The following is a 16,248-nucleotide window of genomic DNA, read 5'->3' as shown; positions in this document are numbered from 1 at the left end:
AGTTCACTCTTTGGAGTGAACTTGCCGGCCACGGAAGTCCAGCTATGTCAGATGACGGTGACGCCGGTCGCCTGGGGGCCCTTCTGGCCCTGGCCAACCTCGAACTGCACGCGCTGGTTCTCATCGAGCGACTTGAAGCCGCCGCCCTGGATCTCCGAGTAGTGCACGAAGACGTCGGCGCTGCCGTCGTCCGGCGCGATGAAGCCGAAGCCCTTTTCGGAGTTGAACCACTTCACGGTGCCCTGAGCCATGTTACTTCCTCAACTGTGTGGCGATATCGTACGCCGCTGCTTGCGGCGGGGGGTTCGACCACGCGAAGAGGTGCGAACGCCCGCAACAATGTTTCGCGAGCGCGCAATGACACGAACACAAAACCAACGACCGGTGTAACACTACACGACTTGCTCAGATCACGCTGTCCGCGCGTAGTCCCGACAGCGCGGCCACGGTGGCGTACCCCCGCCACTCGAGCTCCGCGGCCGGGGAGTAGCTGTCGAAGTCGACGCGCCACCCACCGTCATCCTGCTGTCCGTCGGCGAGTCGGCGCAGGTCAGCGGCGACAACGTCGGCGTCGAACAGCCGGCGGCTCGGCCGGCCGGGCAACGGCGCGAAGTCGAGCGGCCGCATCGTCTCCCCGTCCTTCCCGCCCGCGACCGGCACCAGACCGTCCGCCGGGATGAACCGCCGGAGCTTCTCGAACAGCGGCCCGGCCTCGTCGTGCGAAGCGGACACCTCGTCAAGGAAACCGACCGCGAACCGGAGCTCGATGGCGTGCGGCGCGTCGTCGAGCGCGGCGATGGCGTCGAAGCAGTACCGGGTGGCCGCCGCCAGCCACGGATGCGCGGCGACCCGCTCGTCCCTGGCCGCCGCCCGCCACGCCACCCCGGCGACGAAGGCCGTGCTCTGCAGCGACGAGCTCTCCGGGTCGGCCCGCACCCAGAACGGCGCACACCCGGCCGTGTCGGCGACCGGCACCGCGAACGGCACGCCCCCGTCGGGCAGGGACACCCGTCCGAGCCAGTCACACACCTCGACGGCCCGGTCGGACGGCCCGGCCTCGGCGAACACCTCGAGCGCGTGCAGCGCCCCGCCGGGCTGACTCTCAGTAGCCCGCAGATCGGGCTCGAGCCCCCACCCGTACCCGCCGTCGGCGTTCCGGTACCCGTCAACGGCGGCGAGCACCGCCCCGGCATCCCCCTGCCCGAACAGGTACTCGAACCGGCGCCGGTCCAGCACGCGGGCGTGGGTGGCCATGAAGGAAGCGGCAGCAGCGAGATCAACAGTCACGTCATCGATTGTCGCCAACGCGCAACCCGACGTCTTGAAGGTTTCGGACGCTCCGTGAGCCAGATCTATGGTCATCCAGACGGTCGTCTCGTGGTCATCTGGACGGTATCCGCGTGGTCGTTTGGACGGGTCGTTGCTGGTTTTTCTGGACATCTCGAAAGGGCTGTCTCATCGGCGTCGGCGACGAGTGCTGCGGCACGCCGGCCACCAGCGCGCTCGCCAGTCATCGAGCTTGAGGCGTTGATGGACCCTGACCGGTGCGGGGACGGTCGGTGCGGTTCGCCACAATGGAGTAGTGACCACGCAGCAGCGCCGCGAGGACGCCACCGTCGAGACCGTGCCCCGGCAGCCGTTCGCGCACCTCAGCGCGCCGAACGCACCCCTTTACCGTGACGCGCTGATGACGTTCGCGCGAGCGAGGGACCGGTTCATCGTGCACATGCGGCCGGAGGACGTCATCGCCGATCTCGGCCGTCCCGGCGAGACCGACGAGGTGGTCGCCGCACTCGACAAGCTCGTCGAGTGGGGGAACCTCCGTGCCGACCCGGACACCAGCCGGGTGACGAGCGTCGAGGACTTCCACCGCGCCAGGTACCTCTACCAGCTCACCGCGGCCGGGCAGGCGGCGGAGCAGGCCATCGCGGTCTACGAGGAGGCCATCGGGCGCCGCGGCTCGTTGCAGTCGGTCGCACTGGCCGACATCGCCGCGCAACTGCGTTCGCTGGCGGACATGGCCGACCGGCAGGCCGATCCGGATCCCGCCAAGGTGCATCTGCTGCTGCTCGGGTTGGCGGAGCGGTTCGCCGGCCTCGCCGACAACGCCCAGGCGTTCATGGCTTCGCTGCGCCGGGTGATCGACTTCGCGGATGGCGACGTCGACGCGTTCGTCGCCTACAAGCAGCGGCTCATCGACTACATCAACCGGTTCATCGCCGATCTGGCCAACCGGGGTGCGGAGATCGCCACGGTGCTCTCGCGCATCGAGTCGGCCGGCGTCGAACGGCTGCTGCTCGTGGCGGCCCGTCGCGAGGCCGCCGACGCGGTGCCCGACCTGCCAGAGGACGGACCGGGCAACGACGAGCCCGCCGAGGTGTACGACGCGGCTGTCACCGAATCGCTCAACTCCTGGCGCAACAGGTGGCGCGGCCTGCGCGACTGGTTCGTCTCGGCCGATTCGCGCCACCCGTCGCAGGCGCGGTTGCTGCGCGGCGCGGCGGTCACCGCCATCACGCAGCTCATCGACACGGTTGCCGCGTTCAACGAGCGCCGGTCCGGCCGCTCGGACCGGTCGGCGGACTTCCGCACACTGGCCAGGTGGTTCGCAGAGGCTCCCGACGACGTGGCAGCACACGCACTGTGGCGGGCGGCGTTCGGCCTCACCCCGTCGCGGCACATGACCGTCACCGCGGACACCGTCGCCGAGTGGGAGCAGGAGCGGCCCCTGCCGAACACCCCGTGGCGGGAGGCGGCGCCGGTGCGGATCAGTCCGCAGCTGCGCAAGACCGGCTCCTACGAACGGCGAGGTCGGCCCAACCGGGTGGCCGACCGCGCCGGGCAGCGGCAGCTGCTGGCCGCACAGGCCGCCCGCGAGGCCGCCGAGACCGGCGCTGCCCGCGCACGGCTCTGCACCGACGGCCCTGCCCTGCTCTCCGAGCTGGGAGTGCTGGACACCCGGGCTTTCCGGTTGTTCCTCGGCCTGCTCGGGGACGCGCTGTCCGCCCGGCTGCCCGGTGACACGGAGGTGCGCACCACGACCGGCGACGGCACCATGGAGATTCGCCTGTCACTGGTATCCGACGGCGGCATCGTGGTGATTCCGACCGAGGACGGTGAGCTGCGTGGCCCACAACACGTCGTCGACATCGTCGACCTGACCGCCACCCGCCGTCGCGCCGGTGCGGTGGCATGACCACCGCTGTCACCGACGAGAACCTCGCACAGCGATGCGCGGCGTTGCGTGCTCTCCTGGCGAAACCGCTGCTCACGGCGGGGGCGGACGACGAGGTGCTGCGGCTGGTTCGCCGGCACGCGACCGACCTGCGTGACTGGCTGGCCGCCGAGACCGGTTGGCGGCTGGTGGTGGACGCGGAATCCGCGCGGCTGTTCAAGACGACCGGGCACGAGGACGGCACGCATCCGGCGCGGGAGGGCAGGGGCCGGCCGGCATTCGGTCGCCGCCGTTACGTGCTGGCCTGCCTCGCGATGGCGGTGCTGGAGCGTGCCGACGCACAGATCACCCTCGGTCGGCTGGCGGAGGGTGTGCTGGTCGCGGCGGCAGAGCCGGAACTGGCCGACGCCGGCGTCGTGTTCACCCTCAACCGCCGTGACCAGCGATCGGACCTGGTCGCCGTCGTCCGGCTGCTCCTCGGTCTCGGGGTGCTGGAGCGGGTCGCCGGGGACGAGGACGCCTACCTGACCGCCACCGGCGACGTGCTCTACGACGTGCGTCGCCGGGTGCTCGCCGCGCTGCTCACCGGTGCGCGCGGCCCGTCCACGATCGAGGCGGCCGGGCACGCCGCGCGACTGGCCGAGCTGACCAGCGAGCCGGTGCCCGACACCGACGACCTGCGCAACCGGGCGCTCCGGCACCGGCTGACCAGACGCCTGCTCGACGACCCGGTGGTCTACTACGACGAGCTGACCGAGGACGAGCGCGGCTACCTGGTCAGCCAGCGGCATGCGATCACCCGGCGAATCGAGCAGGCCACCGGCCTGGTCGCGGAGATGCGGGCCGAGGGCGTCGCGATGGTCGACCCGGACGACGAGCTGACCGACGTGCGCATGCCCGAGCAGCGCACCGACGGCCATGTGACACTGCTGGTCGCCGAGTACCTGGCCCGCCGCGCGCACGACGGCGAGCCGGTCACGCTGCCCCGGCTGCGGACCTATGTCCGGGCGAAGGCCGCCGAGCACGAAACCTACTGGCGGCGCGGTGTCACCGAGCCGGGCGCCGACGCGGAGTTGCTCGCCATCGCGCTGGACAAGCTGCGTGCTCTGCGACTCGTGGCCGACGTGCCAGGTGAGCCGCCGATGGTGATCGCCCGCCCGGCGATCGCTCGTTATGCCGTGCAGGCACCGACCATCCGCACCGGACCGGCGAACCGTTCGACAAGGAAGGCGAACCGCACGTGAGCCCGACTCCCCATCGCGAGCGCTGGCAACCGTTGCGTGCCGGGCTGGTCGACCTCTTCTACTACGACGTCGAGGAGTTCCACTTCCACGACGGGCGGCTGCTCCTGCGCGGCAACAACGGCACCGGGAAGTCGAAGGTGCTCGCGCTGACACTGCCGTTCCTGCTGGACGGCGAGCTCGCCGCGCACCGGGTCGAGCCGGACGGCGACCGCAACAAGCGGATGGAGTGGAACCTGCTGCTTGGCGGGAAGCACCCCCATCCGGAGCGGCTGGGCTACGCGTGGCTGGAGTTCGGCCGGTTACTGGCCGACGGCACGGCCGAGTACCGCACGATCGGCGCCGGTCTCAAGGCCGTCGCGGGGCGCGGCATCGCCCGGCACTGGTTCTTCGTCACGAGCCAGCGCGTCGGCGGTGACCTGTCCCTGGTCAGTCCGACGCGGGTCGCCCTGACCAGGGAGAAGCTGCGGGACGCCGTGGACGGGCACGGCACGGTGTACGACACCGCGTCGGACTACCGCAGGGCGGTGGACGAGGGCCTGTTCGGGTTGGGCACGCACCGGTACGAGGCGCTGGTCAACCTGCTGATCCAGCTGCGCCAGCCACAGCTGTCGAAGAAGCCGGACGAGAAGCTGCTGTCTCGCGCGCTGACCGAGGCGCTGCCGCCGCTCGACCCCGCGCTGGTGACCACGGTCGCCGAGGCGTTCCGGGGTCTGGACGAGGAACGGGAGGCACTGCGTGGGCTGGCCGAGGCCAGGACCGCGGCGGAGGCGTTCCTCACCCACTACCGCCGCTACGCGGGCATCGCGGCCAAGCGGTGCGCCACTCCCGTGCGGCAGGCGCACAGCCGCTACGAGCAACTCGGCCGCGAGCTCGGCGAGGCCGAGGCCGCGCACGCGGCGGCGGCCGAGGCTCTCATGGCTGCCGAGCAACGGCTCGAAGAACTGGCCGCGACCGAGAACACCCTGGAAGCGCGGCGGTCCGCGCTCCAGCAGAGCCCGGAGATGCGGGACGCCGAGGCGTTGAAGACGGCCGGTCAGGACGCCGAGCGGCTGGATCGGTTCGCCACGACCCGCGAAGCCGATCGGGAGACCGCGACCGCCACCGCCATGCGAAGGTCGGAGCAACTTGCCAGGGCCAGGACGGACGCCGAAGCCGACGAGGCGTCCTTCCGCATCGCGCGAGAGGCGGCGCGGCACTCCGCCGACGCGGCTCTGCTGGCCGAGGGACACGAAGCGGTGCTCGCCGAACTGGCCGCCGACGCGCCGCCGTTCACGAACGCAGGTCGGTCGGGCGACGCGTTGATCGACCGGCAGTCCGTCGCGCTGTCCCGGCTGGAGGTTCTGCTTGGCGAGGTGCGTGCCGCCGAGGCGGCCCTGCGTGCCGCCCGCGACGAGGTGGACCGGGTCACCGGCGAGCAGCAGGCCGCGGCCGACCGGATCTCCTCGTCAGACGAGGTGGTGGCCGAACGAGCCGAGGCGCTGGTCGCCGCCTACAACCGGTACCTCGCCGAGGCCGTGCACTTCCGGGTGGACGGGACCGAGGACGTGCTCGCCGCGCTGGAGGCGTGGACCGAGACGCCGATCGGACCGAACCCGGCCGAGTCGGCGGTGGACGACGCGGTCCGGCGGGCCACCGCCGACCTGAGCAGGCGGCAGGCCGACGTGGACACCCGACGGGCCATGGCGGAGGCCGAGCGGGTCGTCGTCGCCGAGGAGATCGACCGGTTGACCGAAGGCGGTCACGATGTTCCGCCCGCGCCGCATACCCGCGACGGGAGCGGCCGGACCGGGCGGCCCGGCGCGCCGCTGTGGAAGGTGGTGGATTTCGCCGAGGGCGTGCCAGAAGATCATCGGGCCGGCGTCGAGGCGGCCCTGGAAGCCGCCGGCATCCTCGACGCGTGGGTCACACCCGACGGCGAACTGCGTGACGTGCATGACGACGTCGTTGTCCTGCCAGGCCCTCCGGCGCCCGCCGGAGGTTTGACCACTGTGCTGGTCCCGGCCGTCGACCGGGACGACCCGCACGCGGCCGCGCTCACCGACGTCGCGGTCGGCTCCGTGCTGGCGACGATCGGGCTCGGCCCCGGGGCGCCCACCTGGGTCGGTGTGGACGGCCGGTTCGCCAACGGGCCCCTCACCGGTTCCTGGCACAAACCCGCCGCAGGCTACATCGGTGAGGGAGCGCGAGAGACCGCGCGCCGGGCGAGGCTCGCCGAACTCGAGGCCGAACTGGCCGGCCTCCAGCGCCGGCTCGACGAGCTGGCCGAGCTTGCCGCCGATCTGGCGGAGCAGGCCGACGCACTCGTGGCCGAGCAGCGGGCGCGGCCGTCCGACGCCGACCTCTTGCAGGCACACGTCAAGCTCGCGGCCGAGCACGAGACCAAACGCCGTGTCGACGTGCAACTGGCCGAGGCAGCGGAGATCGCGGCGCGGCGACAGGTCGCGGAGCGAACCGCACGGGACGGGATGACCGAGTTCGCCGGTGATGTCGGGCTGCCACCGGACGACCGGGTGCTGGCCGCGGTGCGTGCCGCGCTCGGGGACTACCGGGTGGCGCTGGCCGGCTTGTGGCCGGCGGCGCGGGCGGCTGACCGGGCACGGAGCGCCGTCGCGCAGGCCGAACAGGAACATGGTGGCGCGGCGGCAGCACTCGAACAGAGCATCGTCGCGGCCGACCGGGCGCGCGGCGAGGCGGACACCGCGGCCGAACGCCACCGGGTGCTGGTCGAGACGGCCGGTGCCGGGGTCGACGAGCTGTACCGCAAGCTGGAGGCGGTCGCGACCGAGATGGCGGTGCGCGACGAGCACGAGCGGGAGGCTCGCCGAACCGCTGACCGGGCGCGGGACGAGCGCGGAAAGGCCGACGGCCGCCAGGAGACCCTGCGGGCATCGATCGACACCGCGGCTGGGGAACGGGACCACGCCATCGCCGCGTTGCGTGCCTTCGTGGCGACCGGGTTGCTGCACGCCGTGCTGCCCGAGCTACCGACGCCGGACGCCGCCGAGGAATGGGCGCCGACCCCGGCCGTCGGGGTGGCCAGGGCCGTCAACGCGGCGCTGGAGACCGTCGACGACGCCGACCGGCCGTGGGAACTGGTGCAGCAGCGCGTCTCGGCCGAACACAAGCTGCTCACGGACGCGCTGTCCCGGCACGGGCACTCGGTCGGCATGACCGTCCGCGACGGCATCATCGTGGTGGACGTGCTCTTCCAGGGACGCAACCAGGACATCCCCACCCTCGTCGGGGGGCTCGCGGAAGAGACCGAGCACCGGGCGACGCTGCTGTCCGCGAAGGAACGGGAGATCCTGGAGAACCACCTGGTGAACGAGGTGGCCGGCATGCTGCAGGAGTTGATCACCGGCGCGGAGAGTCAGGTGACGGCGATCAACGCCGACCTGGCGGACCGCCCGACGTCGACCGGCATGCGGCTGCGGCTGCAGTGGCGAGCCGCGCGTACCGCGCCAGAGGGACTCGGCAGGGTGCGTGACCGGCTGCTGCGCCAGACCGCGGACGCCTGGAGCGCAGAGGACCGCGCCGCGGTTGGTGCCTTCCTGCAGGCACAGATCAACCGGGAGCACGCCGAGGACGCCTCTGGCGGCTGGGTGGAGCAGCTGACCAGGGCACTGGACTACCGCGGCTGGCACGAGTTCACCATCCAGCGCTACCAGGACGGTCAGTGGCGTCCGGCGACGGGACCGGCCTCTGGTGGCGAGCGGGTGCTGGCCGCGTCGGTGCCGCTGTTCGCGGCCGCGTCGTCGTTCTACACCTCGGCAGGCAACCCGCACGCGCCGCGCCTGATCGCCCTGGACGAGGCGTTCGCCGGGGTGGACGACGACTCCCGGGCGAAGTGCCTCGGCCTGCTGGCCGCCTTCGACCTCGACGTGGTGATGACCAGCGAGCGTGAGTGGGGTTGCTACCCGCAGGTGCCAGGCCTGGCCATCGCCCAGCTCACCCGCCGCGACGGCATCGACGCGGTGCTGGTCACCCCCTGGCGGTGGGACGGTCGTGAACGGGTCCGCATCGACCAGCCCGCGTCCTACCTGCCGGTCGGCGAACTCGCCGACACACTCTTCGAGCGATGACGGACGAGACCCGGTTGCGCAGGCTGCTCGGCGGTGAGCACATGGCCTGGCTGCTTGCCCGGGTTCGTCGTCGGCTGGAACTCGGCAGGCCGGTGACGGGAACGGTCACGCTCGCCGGCGCCAGCCAGGAACAGCGGCGCGCGCTGGAGCGGCTGCTAGGCCGGCGCGCGGGAACCGGCGCGTCGCTGACCGTGTCGCTGGACGAGGTGGACGCGGTTGTGCGCGCCAGCGGCACCGCACCGGACGGGCTCGCCGCGGCGGTCGGGGTGCTTCTCGGACCGGTGGTCGACCGGGCGGCGGCGGAGGCCAGGGAGGCCGCGGCGTGGTCGACGGCATGCGCACCACTGGACGAACTCCTGGACCGACGTCCCGAACTGACCGCGTGGCGCACCTGGCTCGATGCCACCGGCATGCTCCGCAGAGTGGCATCGACCCCGGCCGATGCCACGCCGCTCGTCGAAGCGCTCGCGCGGGTGCTGGACGCGTTGCCGTCGACGGGACTCGCACTGGGCCGCCTCGCCGCGGCGGCCACCGGCGACGCGCACGCACTGGATGACGGCAGGCCACTGTCCACATTGTCCCTTGCCGCGGTCCGTGTACTGGCCGGAGCCGCTCCGGGCGGAGACGGTTCGGCATTCGAACGCCGCGCGGCCTGGGCGGCGGTGGGGGTGCACCGTGATGAGCTGTCATCCTCGGTGCTGTGCGCGGGGTTGCCCGGCGGCACCGCGACCACCGTCGGCAGGATGGTCGCCCTGGCTCGCGAGGCGGGGGAGCCATGCGTCCTGACCCTGCGCCAACTCGGTCGGGACCGGCCGGATCTCGGTGCCGGCGGCCTGGTGCGCCTCTGCGAGAACCCGATCGTGGTGGCGTGCGCCGCCGACGAACTCGGCCCCGGGTGCCCACCCCTGGTCTGCCTGAGCGGCCACCCGTCCTCCGCGGGGCTTCGCCTGCTCAGCGTGCTGGTCTCCGACGGCGCCCGCCTTGCCTACCACGGTGACTTCGACTGGGGCGGCATCCGCATCGCCAACGCACTGCGCGAACGTTTCGCCTGGACCCCGTGGCGGTTCGACGCATCGGCCTACCGGTCGGCACTCGGCTCGGTGACCGGGGGACCGCTCACCGGCCGCCCGGTCGATGCGACATGGGACCCGGACCTGCGTGCCGCCCTCGAAGAGCACCGTGTCCATCTCCAGGAAGAACTGGTGCTCCCTGACCTCATCGCCGATCTCGAGCCCACTTCCTGAACCAGCCCCGAGCACGCCATTCGTCAGGGTGAGCCAAGTGTGTGCGCACGCAGCCGGCTCAGAGGTCCGCGGGAATCCTGCGTGACACGTGTTCGAGGTGATGAGACGTCGCCATGGACACCCATCGGGACACGGAGCCAGCGGCACGCCCGCCGCTGGGCCGGCAGAGCGCCAACTCGCGATCGCCCCACGAGAAGTCAGGGCCGGCGAAGTCCTCCCGCTCGACGAGTTCCTCGGCGAGGTCGGCGAACCTCTCGGCAGGGAGGTCGCCCTTCTCGATCCTTCTACGCAATACCACCGTTCTCCGCGGCACGGTGTAGCAGAGATATGGGTAAGGGGACCGTGCGTTCTCCCCCGACTTGGGAACGGGGTGCGTCACGCCGTAGTCGCCGTAGCCGATCATGCCAACGCGTCGCCGCACCTCACGCCACAGGAAGACCTCGGGACGATCCCGCGTAGTCGTCGCGTAGGTGGTTCGAGCGGCCGGAATCGACCCGGCCAGGACCGTGGCAGAGCCGGGACCGAGCACGTCGTGCACAGCTGCTGCGACTTCCGCCACGGTAGCTACCTGCGGTTTGCGCACTTCCTCGACGAATCCGACGTCCAATACCACGTGCACTCGTCCGACCCGCGTGCCGGTCAACCGCATGATGGACCGGATTCTGCTGACGAGTTCGCTGGCCGGCGGCGGCCGCCCGAACCGGATCACCAGGTCGCGCTCCTTGTGTTCGACGAGCAACCGAACACGACGCAGTACGTCGTCAGGCGCGTCGTCGGCGATCACGGGTACGAGGCCGGGGAGGCCATCGGCCATGAACCCCAGTTCTTCCAGCAACGCGGACTCGATCATGTCGTCCAGGTACTCGAACACGCCGCCGGGTTGTCCGGCGAGCGGGCTCGCGGCGGTGAGCCAGGTGGTGTCCAGCCACAATGTCTGCCCCGAGCTCGCGAGGCTCACCGCTGCGCGAACAAGAGCGGGGAGGAGCCTCCCACCGGGCTTCACCGAATCAAGCAGTTCGATCATCAACCTCACATGCGCATCGCCCGTGGGGCGGAGATGGCAGAGACTGTCGAGTTCGCCGAGCTTGCATTTGAGCGTTACAAGTGGGCGAGCGGGGTGCATCCGCCTTCCTCCCGATGGACGACGCATAACTCGAACTCCCAGTGTGGGCATGATCGAGTCACGCATCTGTCCTCCGGACAGGTGGCGGCTACTGGCGTAGGCGTGATAGCGAGATCACGGACAGTATCCGAGCGCCGAGCGTGGTGATGTCGTCTTGCCGACGCCGCCAGGGAACAGAGTTTCGTACTGGCAGTGAAGATGGCGGCTCCGAAGGCGTGCCGGGACTCGGGACTTGGTACTGGTGTGGTCTCGTGGGGCCTAGCTATGCGTTCCGTAGGCTGCGCGCATGTCATACCGCGATGCCATGCGCGTACCGGACCTCTCGCACGAACAGTTGGCTCTGGCCGCCCGGACCTGCCCGGTACTCGCCACTGCCCAAACGCTTGCCGAGTGGGTTGGTGCTGGCAGGGAGGTCACCACGCGGGGAGTGCTGAAGCCAGCCGCCGCCGTCGAGGCATGTGATCTGCTCGGCATCGAGGTGCCGTCTCGCAAGCCGCGTAGCGCTCTGGATATTTCCGAGCTGATGATGGTGTGGACGGCGGCGTCTGCGGCCGGGTTCATCGAGGTGTCCGGCCGCTGGGTGACGCCGGGGCCGGCCCTTCAGCCGTGGCTGGCCGGTGCGCCGGACATCGTGCTCGCCGCTTGGTGCAGGTGCGTGCTGGAGTCTCTCGGGTTGGTGGGCGAGACCGACGAGGACGATCTCGTGTACCTGGCCGCGCTGGCCACCTTCGAGGATCGCGGCGGCGCGGTGCCGCTCGGCGATCTGAGCGCGGGCATCGCGCAACTGTCCGGCAACGTTTCGCCCGGCTGCTCGTGCCCGGACTGCGACCCCGACGAGATATCCGGGCTCGTCACCGACCTCGGCGTGGACGAGGTAGAGGATGCGGTACGGGCTTTGGGCGAGTTCGGTATCGGCGTCCTGAGGGGCGACGTCGCCGAGTTGACACCGCTCGGCCACTGGCTCACCGATTTCATGTTCCGCGAGAACGCCCCGCCTGCGGATGTCGAGGCCGACGTGCTGGTCCGTGAGCTGACTCAACTTCCCCCCAAGGTGGCCGTGCTGATGGCCCGTCCGTGGCTGGCGCCCCGCACCGCCGCTGCGGCCGCCCGGGAGTTGCTCGCGGTCGGCGAAGCCACGTCCGGGCAGGAACGTCTTACCGCGCTCGACCTTGCCCGCGGGTGTGGCCAGGAAGCGGCACCCGCATGGCGCGAGTGGGCGACCAGGGACGGGTTCGGTGCCTATGCGCGGGTCTGGCTGGCCGAGCAGGACGACACCGAGCCGGCCGATGCCGATTCGGCGTGGATCACCGTGGACGCGCTGGTCACCATGCTGGACGCCCTGCCGCCCGGGCTACCCGAGGATCTGCTGCCCGCCCTCCTACAGGCCCAGGCCGGTGCCGAGATGGCCGAGGCTCTGCCGCTGTTGGAGAGTTGTGGCCATCCGGCCGCACCCCGGCTCGTCAAGCTGTTGAGCGGCCCGGTGAACCCGGCCGGGCTGCTGGCCGGCATGCTGCCAGGGATAGGCGCGTTCCCGGAGGCCCCAGTGCTTCGTCGGGGCCCTGCCGGTCCGGTCACACTCCCATCCGGCACCGGGTACCAGATCAAGGTTCAGCTGTGCGGCATGACCAAACCGCCCGTGTGGCGGCGCCTTCAGGTACCCGCTGATCTCAGCCTCGACCAGCTCCACGAGGTGATCCAGACTGCGATGGGCTGGCACAACTGCCACATGCACGTGTTCTCCGACGGCTGGAGCGAGTACGGGCGCCCCGACCGTGAGCTCGGCCATCAGGACGAGCGAGGAGTACACCTGTTCCAGATGCTCACCGGTGTCGGTGACAAGATCGGCTACACCTACGACTTCGGCGACGACTGGCAGCACGACATCACCCTGGAGAAGATCCTCCCCGCCGGCGCCGGGGTGACCAGCGCGGTGTGCACGGCGGGCAAGGGCGCATGCCCACCCGAAGACTGCGGCGGTGTGTGGGGGTACGAGAACCTGAAGGCCACGCTGGCTGATTCAAACGCCGAGGAACACGACGACATGCTCGAATGGCTTGGCCTGACCTCTGGCGAGGACTTCGATCCCAAGGAGTTCTCTGCCGAAGAGGTCAATCGCAGGCTCGGCAGCACAGCGTGGCGGTAGAGGTGCCGACGGCTCCACACCACCCGACTAGGTCCGGCGCGATGGGCGGACACCTCGGGCGGAGGATGCTGGGCGGTAGAGTCGGCACAGTCTGACCTGCGCGTCACGCGAGAGGAGTGCTGCTCATGAGTGTTGCGGCAGTGGCGCATTTCATGCTGCCAGACTCGCCCTACGTCATGTGGGTGCGTGACGAGTTGGCCAGCTACCTGCACCTGCCGAAGGACGGCACATGTGTTGAGGTCATCGGAGGAGAGATAGTCGTGTCGCCTGGCCCCTCCGTCGACCACAACGGCATGGTCAGGGACATCGAGCGTGGACTGTTTGCCGCCGAACTGACCGACCCCACCTTCGTCTGGCGCTCGGTGCAGACCACAGATCTCAACATGTTCGAGATAGGTGACGGCTATGTCCCGGACCTGATTGTCATGGATGCCGAGGTTCTCACAGAGGCTCGCGCGACAAAAGCCAGGCATTTGCTGCCATATCAAGTAGATCTCGTCGTCGAGGTCACTTCGCGATCGAACGCTGTCAGCGACCGACGACCAGACCAAAAGCGCAAAGCCGGCACCAAGTGGAGCGGATACGCGCACGCGGGTATCCCCAACTATCTACTTGTTGACCGTGATCCGAAGGTATGTAACATCACGTTGTACGCGAATCCGGACACGCGCGCTGGTACTTACGTTGCGCTGCAAACCTGGGGCTTTGGCGAAACCGTCCGCCTGCCGCATCCGTTCGGCTTCGAGATTTCAACGCAGCACTGGGACCATTGGGGCGATTAGGTCGCTGACCGCACGATCGTACAACTCACGATGAACCCAATGATCCAGCGCCGACACCGCCTGTACCCAGGCCGCGCGGTACAGGTCTGCCACATCGAACGTCCGGACCTGTAGCCTATCGAGGTGTCGTCCGCCGCGGACGAGATAGCGCGCGTACTCCAGGTTGCCGCTCAAGTCCTGGAACGCGGTGGTCGACGACTCGTGCTGGGTCTCGGTGGAAGCCGGCATGCGCAGAGTATCGTCGTCCCCAATTGCCATGTTTCGTGTCCGTCGACGAAGAGTGATCGGCGACGGACAAGCTGACGTCGGCCGAGGCGATGGCGGCCAGCGAACAGGCGCGTCCTGGTGAAGACAGCCTCGTCCGACGTCAGCTCACCAGCCTCGGTCGCGCCATTCGTCGAGTTTCGGCCGCTCCGCGCCCAGCGTGGAGTCGTCGCCGTGTCCCGGGTAGAAACACGTGTCGTCAGGCAGCTCGTCGAAGATCCGCGACTTCACGTCGTTGATCAACGATGTGAAGTTCTCCGGCGACGTGGTCCTGCCAACACCGCCTGGGAAGAGTGAGTCGCGTCAGCGGTGAACACCGGTTGTGCCGCGACCGGACTCACGGTGTGAGGCGCCACAGTGCGTCCACCGGCAGCGCCCTGATCTTCTCGCCGAAAGGCAAGGTTTGCTGGCCGGTGTAGAGCACATAGCCGGCGACAAACCGATCACCGAGATGGCCTGCCAGATTCCGCAAGCCGGCTAGGTCTTCGGTGCGTACTGTCGCGCCCGCCTTGACCTCCACGCCGATCACCCTGCCATCGGGTGTCTCGATGACCGCGTCAACTTCGTGCTTGTCCTTGGTGCGGTAGTGATACAGCCGTCCACGCTCCTCGGACCAGGTGAGCTGGCGGGCGAGTTCCATGACGACGAAGTTCTCCATCATCGCCCCGGCGGCTCCGTCCGGCTCGCCGAGTCGCACTGGATCTTGGCCGATGAGATGACATGCGATGCCGGTGTCCACAAACGCGAGTTTCGGTGTGCCCACCGCCCGGCGTGTCTGTCCGGATGACCAGGCCGGAATGCTCTTGATGAGAAAGACCGATGCCAGCAACTCCAGGTAGCGCACCAGTGTGGTCCGCGGGATGCCGGACTGGGCCGCCACCGCGGTTGGCTCCAACAGGCCGCCTGCGCGCCCGGCAAGCAGTGCGATCAGTTTGAGCAAGTCTCCCCGGCGCTCGATGCTGGCCAGTTCGAGAACGTCGCGTTCGATCAAGGTTGACACGTAGGAGTCGAAGAACGCGGTTCGACGGCGGGAAGTGCGGCGCGTTGCTTCGGGGAAGCCACCTATGACAAGACGCTCCAGGTAGTCGCGGCGGCGTAGTTCCGATGAGTGGTCGATCCGGGGACCGTGCCTGAAAGCGGTGTCAACGAACCGGTCTGGAGCTCCGAGAAGTTCCCCCTGGGAGAACGGCCATAGCTCGATCACCTCCATGCGGCCCGGCAGTGCGTCGGGGAGAGTTCGCATGGCCAGGATCCGTGACGAGCCGGTCAGGAGGTAGCGCCCGGGCGTCGGGTCCAGATCCACGGACACCTTGATCGGCGCAAGAAGCTCCGGAACCAGCTGTATCTCGTCGATGACCATGAGGCTGTCGTGCTCTACGAAGCCAGTTGGATCGTCCTTGGCGGCCCGTAACGTGGCTGGGTCGTCGAGGAGGCGGAGCACCGTCGGCTGACGTTCGGTGGCGAGCCTGGTTAGCGTGCTCTTGCCGGCCTGGCGAGCTCCGTTGACGAGGACGACACGGGTGTCCTCAAGCGACTCGTGAACCAGGGATTCGGCGTGGCGAGGGATCAGACCGGAAGGTTCGGGCACGGTGACAGTGTGCCGTACGGGCAAGATCAACGGTCATCTGGACGGCCAACTCGTGGTCGTCTGGACGGTACCCGCGTGGTCGTCTGGACGGGCCGGGATGGCCCCTGGACGACTACCAGCCGCGGGCGCGCCATTCGTCGAGGGTGGATGACCTGGTGGAACGAGTCGTGCTCAAGCGGCTCGCCCAGCCCGACGCCCGCGACCTCTTCCGCCGGGACGACACCGCCGCGCAGCAGGTGCGGGACGAGATCCGCACTATCGAGAGCAAGCTCCTTGAGCTGACCGACGACCACGACGCCGACCTGATCACGCGCGATCAGTACCTCCGATCAACGGCCCGCCATCGGGCAAGTTGGCTGAGCTGGAGAAACAGGTCGAGAAGCCGGTGACCGGCATACCGGCGTCGCTGGTAGCTGAGATGGTGGGGCCGAAGGCCAAGGAACGCTGGACGAGTCTCCAGCCAGCCCAGCAGCGGTCGCTGCTGGCGGCGATGGGATTCGAGTTGGAACTCGTGGCGGGTATGCGTGGTGGTCCAGGCTTCAAGCCCGAGTCCGTCAAGATCCGATTCGTGCGAGACGAAGCCTGACCCGCTTACCCTGGAGC

The 16,248-nt window shown here is 69.4% G+C and carries 13 protein-coding genes and 1 pseudogene; 8 read left to right on the top strand and 6 right to left on the bottom strand.

Annotated elements, in window-relative coordinates; all coding sequences use genetic code 11:
* Positions 1-47: 47 nt before the first annotated feature.
* Both WBA97_RS26220 and WBA97_RS26215 read right to left on the bottom strand, forming a co-directional pair.
* Positions 48-251 (bottom strand): cold-shock protein, encoded by a 204-nt coding sequence (locus tag WBA97_RS26220; protein WP_184816361.1) that lies wholly within the window; start codon positions 249-251, stop codon positions 48-50.
* 154 nt (positions 252-405) lie between these two features.
* A complete protein-coding gene (locus WBA97_RS26215) occupies positions 406-1,287 on the bottom strand; it encodes a hypothetical protein (protein ID WP_424233584.1) in 882 nt (293 codons plus the stop codon).
* A gap of 295 nt (positions 1,288-1,582) precedes the next feature.
* Here WBA97_RS26215 and WBA97_RS26210 point away from each other — a divergent pair, with 295 nt between their 5' ends.
* Genes WBA97_RS26210 through WBA97_RS26195 form a run of 4 tightly spaced genes read left to right on the top strand, consistent with a single transcriptional unit; the run spans position 1,583 to position 9,745 of the window.
* Positions 1,583-3,196 carry a TIGR02677 family protein gene (locus tag WBA97_RS26210; RefSeq protein WP_424233583.1) on the top strand — a complete coding sequence of 538 codons (1,614 nt, stop codon included), beginning with the start codon at positions 1,583-1,585 and terminating at the stop codon, positions 3,194-3,196.
* Positions 3,193-4,419 carry a TIGR02678 family protein gene (locus WBA97_RS26205; protein ID WP_424233582.1) on the top strand — a complete coding sequence of 409 codons (1,227 nt, stop codon included), beginning with the start codon at positions 3,193-3,195 and terminating at the stop codon, positions 4,417-4,419. The genes WBA97_RS26210 and WBA97_RS26205 overlap by 4 nt, the downstream gene beginning before the upstream one ends.
* On the top strand, positions 4,416-8,501 hold the full coding sequence (locus WBA97_RS26200; protein WP_424233581.1) for a TIGR02680 family protein: 4,086 nt from the start codon (positions 4,416-4,418) through the stop codon (positions 8,499-8,501). The genes WBA97_RS26205 and WBA97_RS26200 overlap by 4 nt, the downstream gene beginning before the upstream one ends.
* Entirely contained in the window at positions 8,498-9,745 is a 1,248-nt protein-coding gene (locus WBA97_RS26195) for a TIGR02679 family protein (RefSeq protein ID WP_424233580.1), read from the top strand. The genes WBA97_RS26200 and WBA97_RS26195 overlap by 4 nt, the downstream gene beginning before the upstream one ends.
* Before the next feature lie 58 nt (positions 9,746-9,803).
* Here WBA97_RS26195 and WBA97_RS26190 read toward each other — a convergent pair whose 3' ends face one another.
* Positions 9,804-10,868, bottom strand: coding sequence for a beta family protein (locus WBA97_RS26190; RefSeq protein ID WP_424233579.1), 1,065 nt, complete (start codon positions 10,866-10,868; stop codon positions 9,804-9,806).
* A gap of 286 nt (positions 10,869-11,154) precedes the next feature.
* Here WBA97_RS26190 and WBA97_RS26185 point away from each other — a divergent pair, with 286 nt between their 5' ends.
* On the top strand, positions 11,155-13,011 hold the full coding sequence (locus WBA97_RS26185; protein WP_424233578.1) for a plasmid pRiA4b ORF-3 family protein: 1,857 nt from the start codon (positions 11,155-11,157) through the stop codon (positions 13,009-13,011).
* Positions 13,012-13,136: 125 nt separating this feature from the next.
* A complete protein-coding gene (locus WBA97_RS26180) occupies positions 13,137-13,793 on the top strand; it encodes a Uma2 family endonuclease (protein ID WP_424233577.1) in 657 nt (218 codons plus the stop codon).
* Here the strand turns inward: WBA97_RS26180 and WBA97_RS26175 are convergent.
* The 3 genes and pseudogenes from WBA97_RS26175 to WBA97_RS26165 form a co-directional block, all read right to left on the bottom strand.
* Positions 13,761-14,021, bottom strand: a complete 261-nt coding sequence (locus tag WBA97_RS26175; protein ID WP_424233576.1) for a hypothetical protein — start codon at positions 14,019-14,021, stop codon at positions 13,761-13,763. The two genes, WBA97_RS26180 and WBA97_RS26175, sit on opposite strands and share 33 nt — an antisense overlap.
* A gap of 144 nt (positions 14,022-14,165) precedes the next feature.
* A pseudogene (locus WBA97_RS26170) lies at positions 14,166-14,357 on the bottom strand (MBL fold metallo-hydrolase); the annotation flags it as partial.
* 37 nt (positions 14,358-14,394) lie between these two features.
* Complete coding sequence (locus WBA97_RS26165; RefSeq protein WP_424233575.1) at positions 14,395-15,645, bottom strand: ATP-binding protein; 1,251 nt, start codon at positions 15,643-15,645, stop codon at positions 14,395-14,397.
* A 167-nt stretch (positions 15,646-15,812) separates the two neighbouring features.
* On the opposite strand from WBA97_RS26165, the gene WBA97_RS26160 reads away from it, so the two are divergent.
* Both WBA97_RS26160 and WBA97_RS26155 read left to right on the top strand, forming a co-directional pair.
* The gene (locus tag WBA97_RS26160) at positions 15,813-16,034 is read left to right on the top strand and encodes a hypothetical protein (RefSeq protein WP_424233574.1); all 222 of its coding nucleotides are present in this window, start codon (positions 15,813-15,815) and stop codon (positions 16,032-16,034) included.
* Positions 15,998-16,231, top strand: coding sequence for a hypothetical protein (locus WBA97_RS26155; protein ID WP_424233573.1), 234 nt, complete (start codon positions 15,998-16,000; stop codon positions 16,229-16,231). Before WBA97_RS26160 ends, WBA97_RS26155 begins: the two co-directional genes overlap by 37 nt.
* Positions 16,232-16,248 lie beyond the last annotated feature (17 nt).

Origin of the sequence: Actinophytocola sp. (assembly GCF_049647105.1) — a bacterium.
Classification (GTDB): domain Bacteria; phylum Actinomycetota; class Actinomycetes; order Mycobacteriales; family Pseudonocardiaceae; genus Actinophytocola.
The sequence above is the reverse complement of the archived record's forward strand: the minus strand, read 5'-3'. Positions and strand labels throughout refer to the sequence as shown.

Excerpts from the sequence above, each read along its gene's own strand:
- WBA97_RS26220 (WP_184816361.1), bottom strand. The coding sequence starts at position 251 with ATGGCTCAGGGCACCGTGAAGTGGTTCAACTCCGAAAAGGGCTTCGGC.
- WBA97_RS26185 (WP_424233578.1), top strand. The coding sequence starts at position 11,155 with ATGTCATACCGCGATGCCATGCGCGTACCGGACCTCTCGCACGAACAG.
- WBA97_RS26205 (WP_424233582.1), top strand. The coding sequence starts at position 3,193 with ATGACCACCGCTGTCACCGACGAGAACCTCGCACAGCGATGCGCGGCG.
- WBA97_RS26190 (WP_424233579.1), bottom strand. The coding sequence starts at position 10,868 with ATGCACCCCGCTCGCCCACTTGTAACGCTCAAATGCAAGCTCGGCGAA.
- WBA97_RS26180 (WP_424233577.1), top strand. The coding sequence starts at position 13,137 with ATGAGTGTTGCGGCAGTGGCGCATTTCATGCTGCCAGACTCGCCCTAC.
- WBA97_RS26195 (WP_424233580.1), top strand. The coding sequence starts at position 8,498 with ATGACGGACGAGACCCGGTTGCGCAGGCTGCTCGGCGGTGAGCACATG.
- WBA97_RS26175 (WP_424233576.1), bottom strand. The coding sequence starts at position 14,021 with ATGCCGGCTTCCACCGAGACCCAGCACGAGTCGTCGACCACCGCGTTC.